At 74.3% G+C, this 17,507-nt stretch carries 17 protein-coding genes; 5 read left to right on the forward strand and 12 right to left on the reverse strand.

The genetic code is table 11. The features are described 5' to 3' along the window. Positions 1-27: 27 nt before the first annotated feature. From WA788_RS09265 to WA788_RS09280, 4 genes are all read right to left on the reverse strand, one after another. On the reverse strand, positions 28-771 hold the full coding sequence (locus WA788_RS09265) for an endonuclease/exonuclease/phosphatase family protein (RefSeq protein ID WP_335973970.1): 744 nt from the start codon (positions 769-771) through the stop codon (positions 28-30). A gap of 76 nt (positions 772-847) precedes the next feature. Continuing rightward, complete coding sequence (locus WA788_RS09270; protein ID WP_335973975.1) at positions 848-1,789, reverse strand: ROK family glucokinase; 942 nt, start codon at positions 1,787-1,789, stop codon at positions 848-850. Between the two features lie 54 nt (positions 1,790-1,843). Continuing rightward, positions 1,844-2,230, reverse strand: a complete 387-nt coding sequence (locus tag WA788_RS09275) for a DUF5304 family protein (RefSeq protein ID WP_335973978.1) — start codon at positions 2,228-2,230, stop codon at positions 1,844-1,846. Positions 2,231-2,291: 61 nt separating this feature from the next. Continuing rightward, on the reverse strand, positions 2,292-4,088 hold the full coding sequence (locus WA788_RS09280) for an AMP-dependent synthetase/ligase (protein WP_335973982.1): 1,797 nt from the start codon (positions 4,086-4,088) through the stop codon (positions 2,292-2,294). Positions 4,089-4,238: 150 nt separating this feature from the next. Here WA788_RS09280 and WA788_RS09285 point away from each other — a divergent pair, with 150 nt between their 5' ends. The 3 genes from WA788_RS09285 (at position 4,239) to WA788_RS09295 (ending at position 6,809) form a co-directional block, all read left to right on the forward strand. Next, positions 4,239-5,000, forward strand: a complete 762-nt coding sequence (locus WA788_RS09285) for a metallophosphoesterase family protein (RefSeq protein WP_335973986.1) — start codon at positions 4,239-4,241, stop codon at positions 4,998-5,000. A gap of 112 nt (positions 5,001-5,112) precedes the next feature. Next, complete coding sequence (locus tag WA788_RS09290) at positions 5,113-5,589, forward strand: SRPBCC family protein (RefSeq protein ID WP_335973987.1); 477 nt, start codon at positions 5,113-5,115, stop codon at positions 5,587-5,589. Next, entirely contained in the window at positions 5,586-6,809 is a 1,224-nt protein-coding gene (locus tag WA788_RS09295) for an ArsA family ATPase (protein WP_335973989.1), read from the forward strand. The genes WA788_RS09290 and WA788_RS09295 overlap by 4 nt, the downstream gene beginning before the upstream one ends. A 62-nt stretch (positions 6,810-6,871) precedes the next feature. On the opposite strand, the gene WA788_RS09300 is transcribed toward WA788_RS09295, so the two are convergent. Next, positions 6,872-7,459, reverse strand: coding sequence for a TetR/AcrR family transcriptional regulator (locus tag WA788_RS09300; RefSeq protein ID WP_335973992.1), 588 nt, complete (start codon positions 7,457-7,459; stop codon positions 6,872-6,874). 102 nt (positions 7,460-7,561) lie between these two features. Between WA788_RS09300 and WA788_RS09305 the strand changes: the two genes are divergently transcribed. After that, a complete protein-coding gene (locus tag WA788_RS09305) occupies positions 7,562-8,503 on the forward strand; it encodes an NmrA family NAD(P)-binding protein (protein ID WP_335973995.1) in 942 nt (313 codons plus the stop codon). A 76-nt stretch (positions 8,504-8,579) separates the two neighbouring features. Here the strand turns inward: WA788_RS09305 and WA788_RS09310 are convergent, their stop codons facing one another. Both WA788_RS09310 and WA788_RS09315 read right to left on the reverse strand, forming a co-directional pair. Beyond that, positions 8,580-9,260 carry a hypothetical protein gene (locus WA788_RS09310; protein WP_335973998.1) on the reverse strand — a complete coding sequence of 227 codons (681 nt, stop codon included), beginning with the start codon at positions 9,258-9,260 and terminating at the stop codon, positions 8,580-8,582. Positions 9,261-9,370: 110 nt separating this feature from the next. Next, positions 9,371-10,342, reverse strand: coding sequence for an N-acyl homoserine lactonase family protein (locus WA788_RS09315; protein WP_335974002.1), 972 nt, complete (start codon positions 10,340-10,342; stop codon positions 9,371-9,373). A gap of 254 nt (positions 10,343-10,596) precedes the next feature. On the opposite strand from WA788_RS09315, the gene WA788_RS09320 reads away from it, so the two are divergent. Beyond that, entirely contained in the window at positions 10,597-11,145 is a 549-nt protein-coding gene (locus tag WA788_RS09320; RefSeq protein ID WP_335974006.1) for a TetR/AcrR family transcriptional regulator, read from the forward strand. Between the two features lie 358 nt (positions 11,146-11,503). On the opposite strand, the gene WA788_RS09325 is transcribed toward WA788_RS09320, so the two are convergent. The 5 genes from WA788_RS09325 to WA788_RS09345 all read right to left on the reverse strand — a co-directional run bounded on the left by WA788_RS09325 (position 11,504) and on the right by WA788_RS09345 (position 17,466). Beyond that, a complete protein-coding gene (locus WA788_RS09325) occupies positions 11,504-12,634 on the reverse strand; it encodes a glycosyltransferase family 4 protein (RefSeq protein WP_335974009.1) in 1,131 nt (376 codons plus the stop codon). A gap of 19 nt (positions 12,635-12,653) precedes the next feature. Next, positions 12,654-13,829, reverse strand: coding sequence for a M48 family metalloprotease (locus WA788_RS09330; protein WP_335974013.1), 1,176 nt, complete (start codon positions 13,827-13,829; stop codon positions 12,654-12,656). 5 nt (positions 13,830-13,834) lie between these two features. Further along, complete coding sequence (locus tag WA788_RS09335; protein WP_335974016.1) at positions 13,835-15,085, reverse strand: hypothetical protein; 1,251 nt, start codon at positions 15,083-15,085, stop codon at positions 13,835-13,837. A gap of 62 nt (positions 15,086-15,147) precedes the next feature. After that, the gene (locus tag WA788_RS09340) at positions 15,148-16,188 is read right to left on the reverse strand and encodes a C40 family peptidase (RefSeq protein WP_335974019.1); all 1,041 of its coding nucleotides are present in this window, start codon (positions 16,186-16,188) and stop codon (positions 15,148-15,150) included. 246 nt (positions 16,189-16,434) lie between these two features. Then, complete coding sequence (locus WA788_RS09345) at positions 16,435-17,466, reverse strand: C40 family peptidase (protein WP_335974022.1); 1,032 nt, start codon at positions 17,464-17,466, stop codon at positions 16,435-16,437. Positions 17,467-17,507 lie beyond the last annotated feature (41 nt).

The following is a 17,507-nucleotide window of genomic DNA, read 5'->3' on the forward strand; positions in this document are numbered from 1 at the left end:
GCCGTACGGGCGCCGCGGCCGTACGGCCTACGCCGGGACGCGCAGGGCCGCGAGCACCGGAAGGTGGTCGGTGGCCGAGGCGAGGTCGGTGCGCTTGACGCCCGGCACGTTCAACGGGACGCCCGCGCCCAGGACTTCGATGCCGGTCGAGGCGAAGATCCCGTCGATCCGGCGGCGCGCGCCGCTCGACGGCGAGGTGGCCTCGCCGCCCCACGGCTCGGCGGCCCAGGCGTCCTGGAGCTTCCCGGCGACCCGGTCGAAGGCGCGCCCGCCCGGGCCGTCGTTGAGGTCGCCGCCGGCCACCTGGTGCTCCTCGCCGAGGGCGTCGAGGTGGCGCAGCAGCAGCGCGGCCTGCTCCAGCCGCTCCTCGGCGCGCAGGCTGAGGTGCGCGCTGAGCACGGACAGCCGGGCCCCGCCGAACCCCAGGACCGCGGTGGCGAAGCCGCGCTGGTGCAGCCCCGGGGTGCGCGGCAGCAGGATGTCCTCGGTGCGGATCACCCGCGCCCGCAGGGACGCGAGGATCATCGGCCCGGCCGCCGGGGCGCCGCCGGTCACGTAGAACAGGCCGGTCGACTCGGCGAGGCGGGCCGCGGCCTTGCGCCACCGGAAGAACCGCGGGGCCTCCTGGACGAGGAGGAGGTCGGGGGCGCAGGCGCGGATCACCCGGGCCAGCGCCTCCGTGTCGTCCCGCAGCGAGCGGACGTTGTAGCTCAGGACGCGGATGACCGCCGAGCCCCCAGGCTCCGTCGCGGAACTCGGCAGATCTTCCACTCGCGCTGCGCCTTCGTCGTGGTGTGCGGGTCGTGCGGGATCGTACCGGTGGCGGGCCTGCCTCCGGCGGGGCGGATCAGCCCTGGCGGGCCAGGTCCGCGGCGCCCACCAGGCCGGCCTTGCCGCCGAGTTGGGCGGCGAGCACCTGGGCGTGCGGCCGCCACTCGCCGCCGATCAGCCAGCGCCGGAACGACTTGCGGATCGGGTCGAGGACGAGTTCGCCCTCGTCCGAGACGCCGCCGCCGACGATGAACGCCGAGGGGTCGAAGAGCGAGGCGAGGTCGGCCAGGCCCGCGCCGGCCCAGCGGGCCAGCTCCCGGAAGGAGTCGATCGCGACCGGGTCGCCCTGCCGGGCGGCGGCGCTGATGTGCCGGCCCTCGATGCCCTCCGGGGTGCCGTCGCCGAGTGCCAGCAGCACCTGGGCGTTCTCCGGGGTGGCGTTGGCGCGCTGCTTGGCGTAGCGGACCAGGGCGCGGCCGGAGGCGTACTGCTCCCAGCAGCCCTGGCTGCCGCAGCCGCAGAGCAGGCCGTCGGGCACCACCCGGACGTGGCCGAACTCCGCGGCGACGCCGAAGCGGCCGCGGCGCAGCTTGTTGCCGATGATGATGCCGCCGCCGAGACCGGTGCCGAGCGTGATGCAGATCACATCGGAGTGGCCCTGTCCGGCGCCGAAGCGGTACTCGCCCCACGCCGCCGCGTTGGCGTCGTTCTCCACCACGACGGGCAGGCCGACGCGCTGCTCGACCTTGTCCTTGAGCGCTTCGTGCCGCCAGTTGATGTTGGGCGCGAACAGTACGGTGGCGCGCTTGTCGTCGACGTAGCCGGCGGCGCCGATGCCGACGGCCTCGATCTGGTGACCGGTGCTGACCTGGCGTACCGCCGCCACGATCGCGTCGATGACGCCTTCGGGAGACGACGGAGTCGGCACCTTGACGGTCTCGAGAATCGCGCCTTCCTCGTCGACCACTCCGGCCGCGATCTTGGTGCCGCCGATGTCGACGCCGATGGTGAGTCCCATGTGTCCCTCAGTTTTCGGTCGATCCCCGCTAAGAGAACCGTACCGGAGAGGGGGTCAGTCGAGGTCGATGTGTTCAGCCGTTGAACGCGAGGAGGGCCCACCTGAGGTCCAGCGGGCCTCCGCGCCGGCCACCGCGGACCGGTAGGCCGCCAGGAGTTCGGCTCCGGCGGTGCTCAGGTGATCGAACACGTCCGGGTTGCGTTCCTTGATGGGTTCGACAACAGAACGCACTTGGGACAGGACGCCCTGGGCCGCGATCTGCACCGCGGGGCTGCGCAGGGTCGCCAGTTTCTCCGTGACGACCTCGCCCACGGCCTCCGCCAGCCGCCGCAACTCGTCGGCGGCGGACCCCGGCACCTCGCCCGCCTGCGCCTTGCGGCGCGCCTTCTCCGCCGCGATGTCTTCCGCGCTTGCCGTCGCCCACGCATCCGCTTCGCTCATGCTTCGACGGTACCCGAAGGAGGTCGGGTTGCCCCGGGTGCCGAGGTGCGGACCTCTCGCGTCAGGCGGCGTAGAGGGACTCGATGTCCGCGGCGAAGTCGGCGGCGACCACGTTGCGCTTGAGTTTGAGGGAGGGGGTGAGGTGGCCGGACTGCTCGGTGAACTGGACCGGCAGGACGCGGAACTTGCGGACCGACTCGGCGCGGGAGACCGCGGTGTTGCCGCTGTCGACGGCGTGCTGGAGGGCAGCGAGCAGGTCGGGGTCGTCGAGCAGTTCCGCGGGGGTGCGGCCGGTCTTGCCGTGCTGCTCGGCCCAGCGCGGGAGGAACTCCTCGTCGAGGGTGATGAGCGCGGCGACGAAGGGCCGCTGGTCGCCGACGACCATGCACTCGGCGACGAGCGCGTCCGCGCGGATGCGGTCCTCGATGACCGCGGGCGCGACGTTCTTGCCGCCGGCGGTCACGATGATCTCCTTCTTGCGCCCGGTGATCGTGAGGTACCCGTCGTTGTCGAGGGCGCCGAGGTCCCCGGTGTGGAACCAGCCGTCGGAGACCGCCTCGGCGGTGGCCGCGTCGTTGTTCCAGTAGCCGGTGAAGAGGTGCTCGCCGTAGAGCAGCACCTCGCCGTCGTCGGCGATCCGCACCGTGGAGCCGGGCAGCGGCTGCCCGACCGTACCGATCTTCGTACGGTCCCACGGGTTGAACGCGGTGGCCGCGCACGACTCGGTGAGCCCGTAGCCCTCCAGGACGGTGAAGCCGAGGCCGCGGTAGAAGTGGCCGAGCCGCTCGCCCAGCGGGGCGCCGCCGGAGATCGCGTGGGTCGCGCGGCCGCCGAGCACCGCGCGCAGCTTGCCGTAGACGAGCCGGTCGAAGACGCGGTGGGTCAGCCGCAGCTTGAACGAGGGCCCGCCGGGGGTGTCCAGCGCCTTGCTGTAGGCGACCGCGACATCGGCCGCGCGGTCGAAGATCCGGCCCTTGCCGCTCGCCTGCGCGGTGGCCCGGGCGGTGTTGTAGACCTTCTCGAAGACCCGCGGCACCCCGAGGACGAGGGTCGGCCGGAACCCCTGGAGGTCGTCGGTGAGGTGCTTGACGTCGGAGACGTGCCCGAGCCGGATCGGCGCCATCACGCTGCACACCTCCACCAGCCGCCCCAGCACGTGCGCCAGCGGCAGGAAGAGCAGCACCGAGGAGTGCCCGGTGCGGAAGAGCGGGCCCAGCCGTTCCACCACGTTGCCGCACTCCGCGAAGAAACTGCGGTGGCTGAGCACGCAGCCCTTGGGGCGGCCGGTGGTGCCGGAGGTGTAGACGATGGTGGCCGGGGCGTCGGCGCCCGCGGCCGTGGAGCGCTCGTCGACCACCGCCTCGGCGACGTCGCTGCCGGCCTCGACCAGCGTGCGCACCCCGCCGCCGTCGATCCGCCACACGTGCTTGAGCTGCGGCAGCCCCTCCCGTACGGACTCCACCGCCGCCTCGTGCGCCGCGGTCTCCACCACCACCGCGACCGCGCCGGAGTCGGCGAGAATCCACTCCACCTGCGAGGCGGACGACGTCTCGTACACCGGTACGGTCACCGCGCCCGCGGTCCAGATCGCGAAGTCCAGCAGCGTCCACTCGTAGCGGGTCCTGGACATCACCGCGACGCGGTCGCCGGGCTCCACCCCCGAGGCGATCAGGCCCTTGGCCGCCTCGCGCACCTCGGCGAGGAAGCGGGCCGCGGTGATGTCCTGCCAGCGCCCCTCGCCGTCCTTGCGGCCGATCACGGGCGTGTCCGGATGCTGCGTCGCGTTGCGCCGGACCAGGTCGGTCAGGTTGCCGTCCGCGGGGAATTCGTACAGGGCCGGAAGGCTGAACTCACGCAAGGCTGCTGCTCCTCATCGGTGCCGCGTCGCACCCGGAGGGAAGGTCTGGACTGCCGACACGTTACCCATCGGTAAAGCGTCGGGGTAGGGGGACGCGGGGGACGCCGGCCGGATGTTCCCAGCGTCACACACCGAGCATAGGGTTGCGGCATGCGGGTTCACGTGGTCAGTGACGTACACGGCGCGAGCGAGGCGCTGGCGCGGGCCGGGGACGGCGCCGACGCGCTGGTCTGCCTCGGCGACCTGGTGCTCTTCCTCGACTACGCCGACCACTCCCGCGGCATCTTCCCCGACCTGTTCGGCACGGCCAACGCCGACCGCATGGTGGAGCTGCGCACCGCCCGCCGCTTCGCAGAAGCCCGCGACCTCGACCGCGAGCTGTGGGCGGACCTGGACCGGCCCGCGCTGATCGAGCAGGCCGTACGCAAGCAGTACGCCGAGCTGTTCGCCGCCTTCCCCACCCCCACCTACGCCACCTACGGCAACGTGGACGTGCCCGGCCTGTGGGCGCAGTACGCCCGGCCCGGCACCACCGTGCTGGACGGCGCCACCACCGAGATCGGCGGCCGCGTCTTCGGCTTCGTCGGCGGCGGCCTGCCCACCCCGATGCGCACCCCCTACGAGGTCGACGAGGACGCGTACGCCGCGAAGGTCGCCGCGCTCGGCCCGGTGGACGTGCTGTGCTCGCACATCCCGCCGGCCGTCCCCGAGCTGTGCTACGACACCGCCGCCCGGCGGTTCGAGCGCGGCAGCCAGGCGCTGCTCGACGCGGTGCGGACGCTCCAGCCGAAGTACGCGCTGTTCGGCCACGTGCACCAGCCGCTGGTGCGCCGCACCCGGATCGGCCGCACCGAGTGCGTCAACGTCGGCCACTTCAACCACACCCGCGCCCCGTGGGTGCTCCAGTGGTGAGCTGGTGCCCGGGAGGGCGCGATAGCCTTCCACCCGTCGGGCAGTACGCACGCGAGCGGCACGCTCAGCAGCACTCTCACCAGATGCACCAGTAGTCCGGAGGGCCACGGCGATGGCGGAACACACGAGGTCGAGCATCACCATCGAGGCGGCGCCGGCCGCGGTCATGGGAGTCATCGCCGACTTCGACCGCTATCCGGAGTGGACCGGCGAGGTCAAGCAGGCGGAGGTGCTCGCCACCGACGACGCCGGGCGCGCCGCCCAGGTGCGGCTGGTGCTCGACGCGGGCGCGATCAAGGACGACCACACCCTGGCGTACGAGTGGATCGGCGCGGACGAGGTGCGCTGGTCGCTGGTGAAGTCCCAGATGCTGCGCACCCTCGACGGCTCCTACGCGCTGGCGCCGCTGGACGGCGGCAGCCGGACCGAGGTCACCTACCAGCTGACGGTCGACGTGAAGATCCCGATGCTCGGGATGATCAAGCGGAAGGCCGAGAAGGTCATCATCGACCGCGCGCTGGCCGGGCTGAAGCAGCGGGTGGAGTCCGGCGACGCGGCCGCCGAGCCCGGCAAGCCGGTCGGCGCGTGACCGAGGTCCGCACGCTGCTGGTCACCGGCGCCGCCGGGGCCGGCCGCACCACCGTGGCCACCGCCGTCGCGAGCGCGGCGGCCGCCGCGGGCCGCCGCACCCTGCTGCTCACCGCCGACCGGCTGGCCGCGGTGGCGGCGGTGCCGGGGCTGACCGTCGGCCGGGTGGACCCGGCCGCCGCCTTCCGGGAGGGCGCGCTCGACACGCAGAGCCGGGTGGGCGCGCTGCTGACGCTGCTGGGGGCGGCGCCGCTGGACCCGGAGGAGCTGACCGAACTGCCGGGCGCCGACCCGCTCGCGCTGCTGCGGGCGCTGCGGTACGCCCGGGTGCTGCCCGGTGAGGACGACGCGGGTGCGGGTGGGCCGGACACGGGTGAGCCGGACTTGGATGGCGTCGAACCGGCACCCTGGGACCTGGTCGTCGTGGACCTGCCCGCGGTGCGCGACGCGCTGCGGATGCTCGCGCTGCCGGAGCAACTGCGCCGCTACCTGTGGCGGTTGCTGCCCGCCGACCGCCAGGCCGCCCGGGCGCTGCGCCCGGTGCTCGCCCAGCTCGCGGGTGTCCCGATGCCCGCGGAGTGGGCGTACGACGCCGCCGCCCGTGCCGACCGCCAACTCGCGGCCGTGCAGAGGGTGATCGAGGACCCGGCCACCGCGGTCGCCGTCGTCGTCGAACCCGGCGCCCGCGCGCAGGAGGTGCTGCGCACCGCGCGTACCGGGCTGGCGCTGTTCGGGCACCGGCTCGCCGCGGTCGTCGCCAACCGGCTGCTGCCGACCGGCTCGGCCGACGCGTTCCTGGCGGGGCTGTCCGGGCAGCAGCAGGCCGAACTCAAGGCGCTGGGCGAGGCGTGTGCCGCCGACGGGGTGCCGCTGGTCGAACTGCCGCACCTCGGGCGGGTGCCGGGCTCCCCCGCCGACCTCGCGGAGCTCTCCGCGGTGCCCCTGTCCGGCGGGCCCGCGCGGCCCGCCGAGCCCTGGGAGGTGCGGGACCTCCTCGGCAGCGAGGGGCACTTCCTGTGGGTGCTCCCCCTTCCGGGAGCGCAGCGCGACGGGCTCGACCTGGTCCGGCGCGGGGACGAACTCGTCGTGGACGCCGGCGGTTTCCGCCGGATTCTCCCGCTCCCCTCCGCGCTGCGCCGCTGCACCGTCCAGGGCGCCGCCCTCCGCGACGGCGCCCTCCGCGTCCGCTTCACCCCCGACCCCGCGGTCTGGCCCCACTGACCCTTTCCGGGGCGCCCTTGCCGAACGGCGGAGGATCGCCCTCGGCGCGCGCCGAGCCGTCCTCAGGAGGTGCCGGCCGCCGGCCCGGGGCTCAGCCCCTCGATCGCGAGGCGCAGCAGGCGCGCGGCCTGCGCGGCGGGGTCGCGGTGGTGTTCGGTGGCCAGCGCGATGCCGACCGCGAGGGTGACCACGTCGTGCGGGGTGACATCCGGCCGGACCACCGCGTCGCGGGCCGCAGGCCGGAGCAGCAGTGCGGCCGCCGCTTCGAGGTCGCCGCCGCAGGAGTGCCCGTCGGGCGCGTCGGCGGGCACATCCGTGGGCGGCTCGTAGGTGAGCGCGTCGGCGAGGCCGCGGGCGGAGACGGCGTAGTCCACCAGCGCGCGGACCCACTCCAGGAGCGCGGCACGGCTGTCGCCGGCTCCGGCCAGCCGGCCTGCGCGCTCGCACAGGTGGCCGACGCGTTCCCGGAACACGGCCGCCAGCAGCGCCTGGCGGGTCGGGAAGTGGCGGCGCACGGTGGCGGAGCCGACGCCCGCGGTGCGTGCGATCTGCTCCAGCGAGGCGTCCGCCCCCCGAGCGGCGACCTCGGCCTCGGCGACGGCGAGGATGCGCTGGTAGTTGCGCCGCGCGTCCGCGCGCTGACCGGTCATGACGTCCTCACTTGATAAACGGCGGGGCCCGCCATATCTTAGCCGACACGGAAACGGCGGGCCCCGCCGTTTTGCTGTCCGGCCCCGTGAGGAGCAAGAACCATGACCGCAGACGACCTGCCCGTACTGGTCACCGGTGCCACCGGCCACCAAGGCGGCCACACCGCCCGCGCCCTGCTGGCCGCCGGCACGCCGGTCCGCGCGCTCGTCCGCGACCCGGACACCGCCGCCGCCCGGGCCGTCCGCGCGCTGGGGGCGGAGCTGGTGACGGCCGACCTGTCCGTCCGGTCCTCGCTGGACGCCGCCGTCGACGGGGTCCGGGCGGTCTTCTCCGTGCAGATGCCGCCGATGACCGAGACCAGCGTCGACTTCGCCGCGGAGCTGGCGCAGGCCGGCCACCTCATCGACGCGGCACGCGCCGCGGGCGTACGGCAGTTCGTGCAGTCCTCGACCAGCGGGGTCGGCGAGCACACCCGCGCGCCCGGCTGGGCGGAGGGCCGATGGGCCGCGATGGCGGGCTACTTCGAGACCAAGCAGGAGATCCTGGAGCGGGTGCGGGGCGCCGGCTTCGCGCGGTGGACGGTGGTCAAGCCGGCGTTCTTCATGGAGAACCTGCCCAAGCTGGCGCCCCGCGGCCTGGCCGGCGGCCTGTTGACGGTGCTGCGGCCCGAGACCGAGGTGCCGCTCGTGGCGGGCGCGGACATCGCGGCGGCCGTCGCCCACGCCATCGCCGACCCCGACCGGTTCCACCAGGTCGAGTTGGAACTCGCCGGCGACCGGCTCACCATGACGCAGATCGCGCGCACGCTGTCCGCCGTGTCGGGGGTGCCGGTCACCGCGCCGGCGATGACCGTGGCGGAGGCCCTCGCGGCGGGCATGCCGTCCTGGGGCGCCGGACACATCTGGACCGACCAGGTGGGTCAGCCGGCCCGCCCGGAGTTCGCGCGGGCGCTGGGCATCCCCCTGACCACCTTCGCCGAGTGGGCCCGCACCCATGTCCTCCAGTTCACCCGGGTCGAGGACGCTGCGGGCCACGCCGGCTAGGCAGCACGCGCCACCACGCCACCCTGCGGCCGGGCCGGGAGGCCGGGCCGCCGGGTGGCGTGGTGGTACGGGGTTTTCACTGCTGGGAACCGTCGCCGGCGGGCAGTTCCGTGATGTAGCGCCAGGTTCCCTTGTCGACGCCGGTCGCGGCGGGGTATCCGGTGAGCTGGTCCACGATGAGCCAGTCGCGGGCTCGCTGGGCGCCGGCGATGTCGGCGAGCACCAGCACGTCGTTCCCGTCGTGGATGTTGCGGAAGACCCTCGAGTTGGTCACGCCGCCGGAGACGCGGCTGGCCTCCATGTACTGGAAGAGTCCGTGCCAGGTGCCGTAGTCGGAGAGCTGGAAGCGGACCAGGACGTTCATCGGGCCCTCGGTGGCGAGGGCGATGTCGGCGTCGACGCCGAGGTAGAAGGCGGGGGCGCCGACCTGTCCCTGCTCCGGGACGGTCGTCTTCCAACCGCCGTGGGCCCACTGCCGGGCCTCCTCCGCGCCGGCGGCGTCGACCAGGACCAGCAGGCTGTCGTCGTCGATGTTGCGGAACAGGGTGGTACCGGAGATTCCCGCCGGGGCACCGTCCTGCGGGGCGGCGTCGAAGCGGGCCCGCCAGGCGGTGTAGTCGGGGACGGTGATGTGGGCGACGAGGTTCTCACGGCCCTGCGGGACGTTCAGCATCGCCTGCACCGCCCGCTCGGCCTGCTCGGCGTTCGGCTTCGGCGCGTCGGTCGCGGGGGCGTCGGTGTTCGTGTCGGTGGTCATGTCGGTTTGCTCTTCTCTGTTTTCGTAACTGCTGTGCGTGGTCCGGCAGGACACGTGGTGTGTGCCCTGTGGTGGGTGGGGTGGGCGTCTCGCGACGTGGGGGCGGGTGGTCAGGAGACGGTGCCGACGGGGCCGCCGTCGGGGTCGGGGATGAAGCGGGGGCGGCGGGCGGGGTTGAGCCGGACCGCCTCGTCGAAGGTGTCGCGCTCCCAGTCCTTGGCCCAGCGTGCGTCGCGGTCGGACAGTTCGCCGGTGGCCAGGCCGGCGGTCAGGCGCAGGCCGTACGGGGTGTCGTCGTGCGCGGGGAGGATGAGGAGGTCCGGGATGGCGCGGCGCAGCCACTGGATGCGGCGGATCGAGTCGACGTAGTGGTCTTCGCTGCCGAGTTGGATGGCGCGCAGGTCCTCGACGGCGAGGTGGCGGATCGTGTACATGGCGTCGCCGGTGAGCAGGTAGCGGTGGTCGACGAGGACGCTGGTGCTGCCGGGGCTGTGTCCGGGGGTGGGCAGGGCGATGACGCTGCCGTCGCCGAACAGGTCGGCCGAGGTGTCGAAGCCGCCGAGGGCGGGGCCGGTGAACTGGATGGGCCGCCAGTCGGTGATCGCCTTGATGGAAGGGGGGAAGGCCAGGGGTATCAGGCCGAGTGCCTTCTCCTCGCGTGCGGCGTACTCGTTCGCGCCCAGGTATACGGGTGCGTGGGCGAGGAGGTTGAGGCCGCCGACGTGGTCTTCGTGGAAGTGGGTGATGATCACGGCGCTGATGTCCCGCGGTGTGTGGCCGAGGCGGGCGAGTTGCGCGGTGAGGGTCTGGTCGGCGGGGAGGTCGTACTCGTCGTCGTCCATGACGTGTTCCATGATCGAGCCGCGGTAGTACTCGATGTGTTCGGTCTGCTCGGGGCTGATGCCGGTGTCGACGAGTATCGGGCCGATGCCGGGGTGTTCCAGCAGGTAGGCGTGGATCGGTACCCAGATGAAGTGGTCCTTGTCGGTGACGAATTCGTCGAGGTCGGCGCCGGCCAGGCCGCCGTGGAACTGCCCGAACGGGACTTTGGTGCGGCCGATGCGCAGGGGGTGGATCTTCATGGCATACCTTCCGCTCTTCGTTGGAACGAGTCCGTTCCGTCGCAACGAAGCTAACACCCCTGACGGATGGAACGCAACCGTTCCGTCGCGATATCGTGGGGGGCATGACCACCAGACGCACACCTCCGCCCCGCACCACCTCGCCCCCGACTCCCGAGCGCGGTCCGCGTACGCACGACGTACCCGGGGACCCGCCGGCCGGGGGCGGGCCGAAAGACCGCCGACCTGCGGGAGCGGCGGTGTTCCAGGAGGCGGTGACCACCGCTATCACCGGCGCGATGTTCGACCAGCTGGCCGAGACGGGCTACGCGCGGATGTCGATGGACGCCGTGGCGCGCCGGGCCGGCGTAGGCAAGGCGGCGGTCTACCGCCGCTGGCCGTCCAAGCAGGCCATGCTGGTCGACGTGGTGGGGGCGGTCATGCGGGACAACCTGCCGCGGGTGCCGGACACCGGGTCGCTGGCCGGTGACGTCCACGCGTTCCTCGACGTGATCGTCGCGCAGACCGCCGACCCCCGCGTCCGCCGGATCGTCCTTGACCTCCTGGTCGAGACCACCCGCGCCACCGAGCTCGCCACCGCCCTGCACGCCGTCGTCACCCAGCCGCGCCGCACCGCCGTCGCCGAAGTCCTCACCCGCGCGGTCGACCGGGGCGAACTCTCCGCGGACCTCGACCGCGAACTCGGCCTCGACCTGCTCATCTCACCCTTGCTCACACGCCTGTTCGCGACCGCCGACCGCATCGACGAGGACTACCTCCCCCACCTGACCACCGCGATCGTCAGCGCCCTCACCGCCCTGTGACCGCCGGCGCCACCGCACCGGGGGCGCCGGGTGGGAATGCGCCGGGGCGGCGCCGTCCGGCGCCGCCCCGGCAGAAGGTGCTTTCCCCGGCGGGCGGGACGGCGAGGGCACCGTGAACGAGTTCGCCCACGGCCACGGCATGCGCGGTCGAGCTAGGTCGTGTCTGACAAATAGCGTCGTCCCGCCCGAAGGGCGGGGGCTGACGGGGTCTGGTGCGTGCGCTCGCAAGGCGGAGGGTGGGGGTCCCTCCCAGGCGAAGCTCTGGGGGAGAGAGCGCAGCGGGCTGCGCTGACGACCGACAACGCAGCGAGCGTGCGTGCCAGACCCCGTCGGCCAGGCGGGATTTGTCAGACACGGCCTAGAGGAGGGACTGGAGGCGGGACGCCAGGAGGTCCCAGGTCCAGGTGTCGTGGACCCAGGCGCGGCCCCGGGCGCCCAGGGCGCCGCGCAGTTCGGGGTCGCGCAGGAGCGCGAGGATGCGGGAGGCGGCCTGCTCGGGGGAACCCCCGGGCACGACGTACCCGGTCTCGCCGTCGAGGACGGCGTCGGGCGCGCCCCCGGAGTCGCCGGCGACGACCGGCAGGCCCATCGCGGACGCCTCCAGGTAGACGATGCCGAGCCCTTCGACGTCGAGCCCGCCCCGCCGGGTCCGGCACGGCATCGCGAAGACGTCGCCGGCCCCGAAGTGCGCGGGGAGTTCGGCCCAGGGCACGCTGCCGGTGAAGCGGACGGCCGCGGCGACCCCGGTCCGGGCCGCGAGCTTCTCCAGGTCGCCGCGGTAGGGCCCGCCGCCGACGAGGAGGAGGACCGCGTCGGGCACCTCCCGCAGGATGCGGGGCATCGCCAGGATCAGCGTGTCCTGCCCCTTGCGGGGCACCAGCCGGGACACGCAGACGACGACCGGCCGGTCCGCGAGCCCGAGCCGGGCCCGCAGCACCGGGCCGTCGGGACTGGGGTGGAAGACCTTCTCGTCGACGCCGGGCGGCAGTTGGACCATCCGCGCGGCCGCCTCGGGGGTGAGCGCGGCCGCGATCCGGGACCGCGAGTACTCCCCGAGGTAGGTCAGCGTGTCGGTGCCCTCGCCGATCCGGCGCAGCAGTCGGCGGCTGGCGGGCAGCTGCGCCCAGGCGGCTTCGTGGCCGTGGGTGGTGCCGACGAGCCGGCGGGCGCCGGCCCTGCGCAGGGCGGGCGCCATGAGGCCGAGCGGGGCGGCCGCCCCGAACCACACCGACGAGCAGCCGTGTTCGCGCAGGAGCTGGACCGCGCGCCGGGTGACCCGGGGGGTCGGGACCATCATCTTCGTCCGGTCCCGCACGACCGTGAAGGGCTGCTCGGCGTCGAAGCGGGCGACCTCGCGCCCGTCCCGCCAGGTGGAGGCGTACACCACGACCTGCTCGGGGTCCATCCGCAGCGCCATGCTGTGCACGAACGCCTGGATGCCGCCGGGCCGCGGCGGGAAGTCGTTGGTGACGACGAGGGTCTTTTCCATCGCTGCCGACAGTACCGCCTCACTGTGCCGGCGGGTGCGCGGCGGCCCAGGCGCGGGCGGCCGCGATGCGTTCGGCGGCCGTCGGGTGGCTGCCGAGGAGCGCGTGCGCGAGCCGGGGCGGCGCCGGGTCGGCCACGTTGGCCACGGTCAGCCGGCGCTGCATGGCGACGAAGGTCGCCGGGTCGGCGGTGGTGTCCAGGGCGTGCCGGTCGGCGCGGCGCTCGACCCGGCGGCTGAGGGCGGCGGTGAGCGGACCGCCGAGGGTGCCGCCGACCGCGGCCGCGGCCGCCAGCAGCCAGCCCGAGCGCGGGTCGGCGAAGTGCCGTACCCCGGCGGCGTGCAGCAGCGGCGCCCAGCTGACGACGGCGGCCAGTACGCACACCCCGGCCGCGGCGCCGAGCGCGCCCAGCGCGGTGCCGCGGGCCACGTCGCGGTGGACGACATGGCCGAGTTCGTGGGCGACGACGAGTTCCACCTCGCGCGGGTCGGCGGTCTCCAGCAGGGTGTCGTAGACGACGATGCGGCGGGTGCCGCCGAGCCCGGACACGTACGCGTTGAGCGCGGTCGTCCGGCGGGAGGCGTCGGCGACGAGCACGTCCTTCACGGCGACGCCGTCCCGGGCGGCCAGCGCCAGCAGGTCGGTGCGCAGGGCGCCGGGCGCCATGGGCGTGAAGCGGTTGAAGAGCGGCTCGAGGACCAGCGGGGCGAGGAAGGACAGCAGCACCGTCAGCGCGGCCGCGCCGAGCGCCGCCCACGCCCACCACCAGCGGGTCGCGCCGGCGAGCGCGTAGACCGCGAAGAGCACGCCGAGCGCGAGCGGCAGCGACACCGCCAGCCCGCGGGCCCGGTCCACCGCCCAGCCGCCCCAGCCCTGCGTGACCAGGCCGTAGCGGCGCCGGACCACCCGGCCGCGGGCGGCGAAGGGCAGCCCGGCCGCCTCCCCGAGCACCACCAGCGTCACCGCGGCGCCCGCCACCCGCACCGCCCAGCTCTCCCCGAACGCCGCGACCAGCCGGGCCCCGCCCGAGGTCAGGCCGAGCACCAGCATCAGCGCGAGCGCGACCGCGGACGAGGCCAGCGACAAGGGCAGCACCTGCCGCCGCAGCTCCCGCCCCCGGGCGACCTGCTCGGCGGTGAAGTCGGGCCCCGCGTCGGCGGGTTCGCCGTGCGCGCCGCCCGTGTCCTGTCCGCTCACCCCGGTCACCCCAGCTCCTGTTCCACGTAGGACCGCCACCGCGCGGTGAACTGCGCCGACCCGATGCCGAGCGCGGCCCGCAGGTGCGCGTCGAGCGTGCCACCTTGCGCCACCGCGCGGTAGAACGCCGTCAGCGTCTGCGGCGACCACTGGTCGGCGATCAGCCGGCAGGCCAGCCAGCCGCCCTCGTACGCCTGCGCGAGGTCCTTCGCGTCGGAGCGGAAGTCCGCGGCGGTGGGGAGCGCGGCGGGCGTACGGCCGGCCCTGACGTCGGCGGCCAGCTCCGGCGCGATCTCCCGCGCGGTGCGGCCCGAGTCGCGGTAGGCCACCCAGTCCGCGACGCCCTCCGACAGCCACAGCGGAGTGGACGCGGTCGTGGACAGCCGGGTGGCGACGTGCGTCGTCTCATGGGTGAGCACCACCTGCCGCCCGAACGCGGACAGTTCGCCGAACGCCGCCGGGTTGAGGACCACCCGGTCCGCGGGCGCCGCCGTGTTCCCGCCGCCCTCGCCGGTCGTGACCGCAGCGATGCCCCGGTAGTCCGCCGGGTCGGCCGACAGCAGCGCCGCCATCTGGTCCAGCGTCGAGGGCGCCTCCACCACCACGTTTCCGGGCCAGCCCGACCCGAAGGCGTGCCGCACCTCGGGGACCGCCTGGTCCGCGTCCTCGGCGTACCCGCGCAGCCGCCGCACGTCGCCGAGCCCGAGCACCAGGCTGTGCGCCCCGCGCACCACCCGCACCGGCCCCTGGTCCCAGATCTGCACCGCCGTACGGTGCCCGCTCGCCGCCCCGTCGTCGTCCCCGGCCAGGTACCAGTGCCCCGCGCGCCGCGCCACCGTCAGGTACGCCGTCGAGACCACCGGCCGGCTGTCGTATCCCCGCAGCCGGTACTCCAGCCGCACCTCCACCGCCGTCCGCGCGCTGCCGTCCGCGCTCGGCGGCAGGGCGAACGCCCCGGTCCGCACCACCTCGTACGACCACGCCGCCAGCGGCACGTCGGCGAGGTCGGCGAACACCTTCACCTGGCGTGCCCGGAACCGGGTGGCCTTCGGGTCGATCCCCGCCAGGAACTCCGCACGGTCCCGCTGGACCACCGCGTGCGACCGCTGCGCCAGCAGCGTCCGCGCGGCCGCCGCCACCGACTCCCCCGCGCTCGGCTTCGCCGCACCCGACGTGCACCCCGCGGCCAGCACCGCCCCGCAGACCCCGGCCGCGATCCCCCGCACCACCCGCGATCCGCGCACCCCGCCAGCCATTCCGCGATCGTATTACCCGCCGACCGCCGGTCCCCCGGCGCCCCGGCCGGTCCGGCGCGCCCTCAGGGCCGGGTGACCGCGGTGATCGGCATCATCCCCACCGGGTCGTAGCGCACTCGCGCGCCCGGGTAGGGCGCGTGGATGACCCGGCCGCCGCCGACGTACATCGCGACATGGCTGGCGTCGGAGCGGTAGATCACCAGGTCCCCGGGCCGGGCCTGGCTGAGCGGGACGTGCTGCCCCGCGTTCATCTGCTCCTGCGAGGTCCGCGGCAGCGCCACCCCCGCCTGCGCGTACGCGTACTGCATCAGCCCGGAGCAGTCGAACGAGCCGGGCCCGGTGGCGCCCCACACGTACGGCGCGCCGAGCATCCGGCGGGCCGCGGCGACCGCGAGCGCGGCCCGCCCGGAGGACGCCGGCAGGTCCAGCAGCGGCGGCAGCGCCTGGTCCCGGGAGGCGCGCACCGAGCCGTCGCCGTCGCGGTAGGCGGCCTGCGCGGACGCGGGCATCGAGTGGAGCACGGTCCGGGCGGTGGCCAGCGCCTGCTGGACGCCGGCCTTGCGGCGCTGGAGCTGCTCGGTGGTGCTCCGCAACTCCGCGAGTTTGCCGGCCGCCTGGTCCCGCTCCTGCCGCAGCACCCGCTGCGCCTCCTGGAGTTCGGCCAGCTGAGCGGCCTGCCGGGCGCCGAGCCGGTCGATCGCGGCCGCCTGGTCGAGGTACTGGCCGGGCCGGTCGGACAGCAGCAGCGCCAGCGTCGGGTCCACCGCGCCATCGCGGTACTGCGCGGCGGCGACCGCGCCGAGGTCGTCGCGCAGCGCGTTGACCCGCTGCTGGCCGCGCGCGGCCCGGTCCTGGAGGTCGGCCACCTCGCCGCGCAGCCGCTCGGCGGTCTCCTGCGCGGCGTCGTACTTCTGGGTGTCCTGCTCGGCCTGCTGATAAAGGCGGTCGAGTTGGGTCGCGGCGTCCGGGGCGGCCCCGCCGGCGGGGTCGGCCGACGCGAACTGGGCGGCGCCGCCCGACAGCGCTGCAGCGGCCGCCGCCGACAGCACGGTGACCCTGGAGGTGCGAAGCCCCGGTTTCGGGGTGCGTCGATGAGAAGCCACGAACGCTGACAGTAATCGCGTCGTGGCGCACCGTTCAAAGGTCCCCGGCGGCCGTCCGCTGCGTCGCGCGCGTGAACCGCAGGTCACGCGCCCGCCGCCCGCCCGCTCGGCAAGGTGTTCATCACCCGTCCGCCGTACGGGAGTCGGGCGCGTCGCGGGGCTCGCGGAGCTCGCGGGGCGAAGAAGCGAGCGGCCGGCTCCGGGGTACGGAGCGGCCGCTCGGTTGCTGCGGGGTGGTGCGGTGCGTCAGATCCGCACGCCGAACTCGAAGGGCATGTCGCTCATCGCCTCGTAGCGCACGACCGCGCCCGGCTTCGGGGCGTGCAGCACCATGCCGTTGCCCGCGTAGAGCCCGACGTGGTGGAAGTCGCCGTAGAAGATGACCAGGTCGCCGACTTCGAGCTGCGAGGCGCTGTAGATCCGGGTGCCGGCGTTCGCCTGCTCCTCGGAGGTGCGGGGTATGGAGGCCCCGGCCTGGGCGTAGGCCCAGGAGGTCAGGCCCGAGCAGTCGAACTGGCTGGGCCCGGTGGCGCCGTAGTAGTACGGGTCGCCGATCCTGGTCTTGGCGGCGTCGAACGCGGCCTGCGCGAGGGCGCTGGCGGCCTTGGCGTTGCCGAGGTCCACCCGGGAGCTGGCCCGGCTGGCGGCGGCCGCGTCCTGGGCCGCGATCTGCGCGCGCTGGGCGGCGGTCAGGCTGTTGAGGACCGTCTGCGCCTTGGCGAGCTTGGTCTGCGCGTCCTTCTTGTTCTTCGCCAGGTCCGCGCGGGTGCTCTGCACCTCCGCGAGCTTCGCGGCGGCCTGGGCCCGCTCCTGGTCAAGCGTCTGCTTCGCGCTCTCCAACTGCTGGAGCGCGCCGGCCTGGAGCGAGGTGATCTGGTCGAGCGAGCTCGCCTGGTCCAGGTAGTCGTCCGGGTTGGAGGAAAGGAACAGCTGGAGCGAGGGGTCGATGCCCCCGCTGCGGTACTGCGAGGCCGCGATCGCGCCGATGTTGTCCCGCAGCTTGTTCAGCTTCTCCTGCTGGCGGGCGACCTGGTCCTGGAGGTTGGACGCGTCCTTCTGCAGCGACGTCAGCTTCTCGTTGGCCGCGTCGTACTTCTGCGTGGCCTGCTCGGCCTGGTCGTACAGCGCGTCGACCTTGGACTTGGCGTCCTTGACGGACTCCTTGGCGGGCGCTGCGTTGGCGGCCTGCGAGGACAGCGCGACCGCTGCCGCCGCGGTGGCGGTCAGTACGGTGACGCGCATGCGGCTTGCCGGCTTGGGACGACGGTGGGACGCCACGAAGGCGGTCTCCTTCTTCCTTCAGCCGCCTACCGGTTCAC

The sequence above is a fragment of the Streptomyces sp. CA2R106 genome, assembly GCF_037034245.1.
Taxonomy (GTDB): domain Bacteria; phylum Actinomycetota; class Actinomycetes; order Streptomycetales; family Streptomycetaceae; genus Actinacidiphila.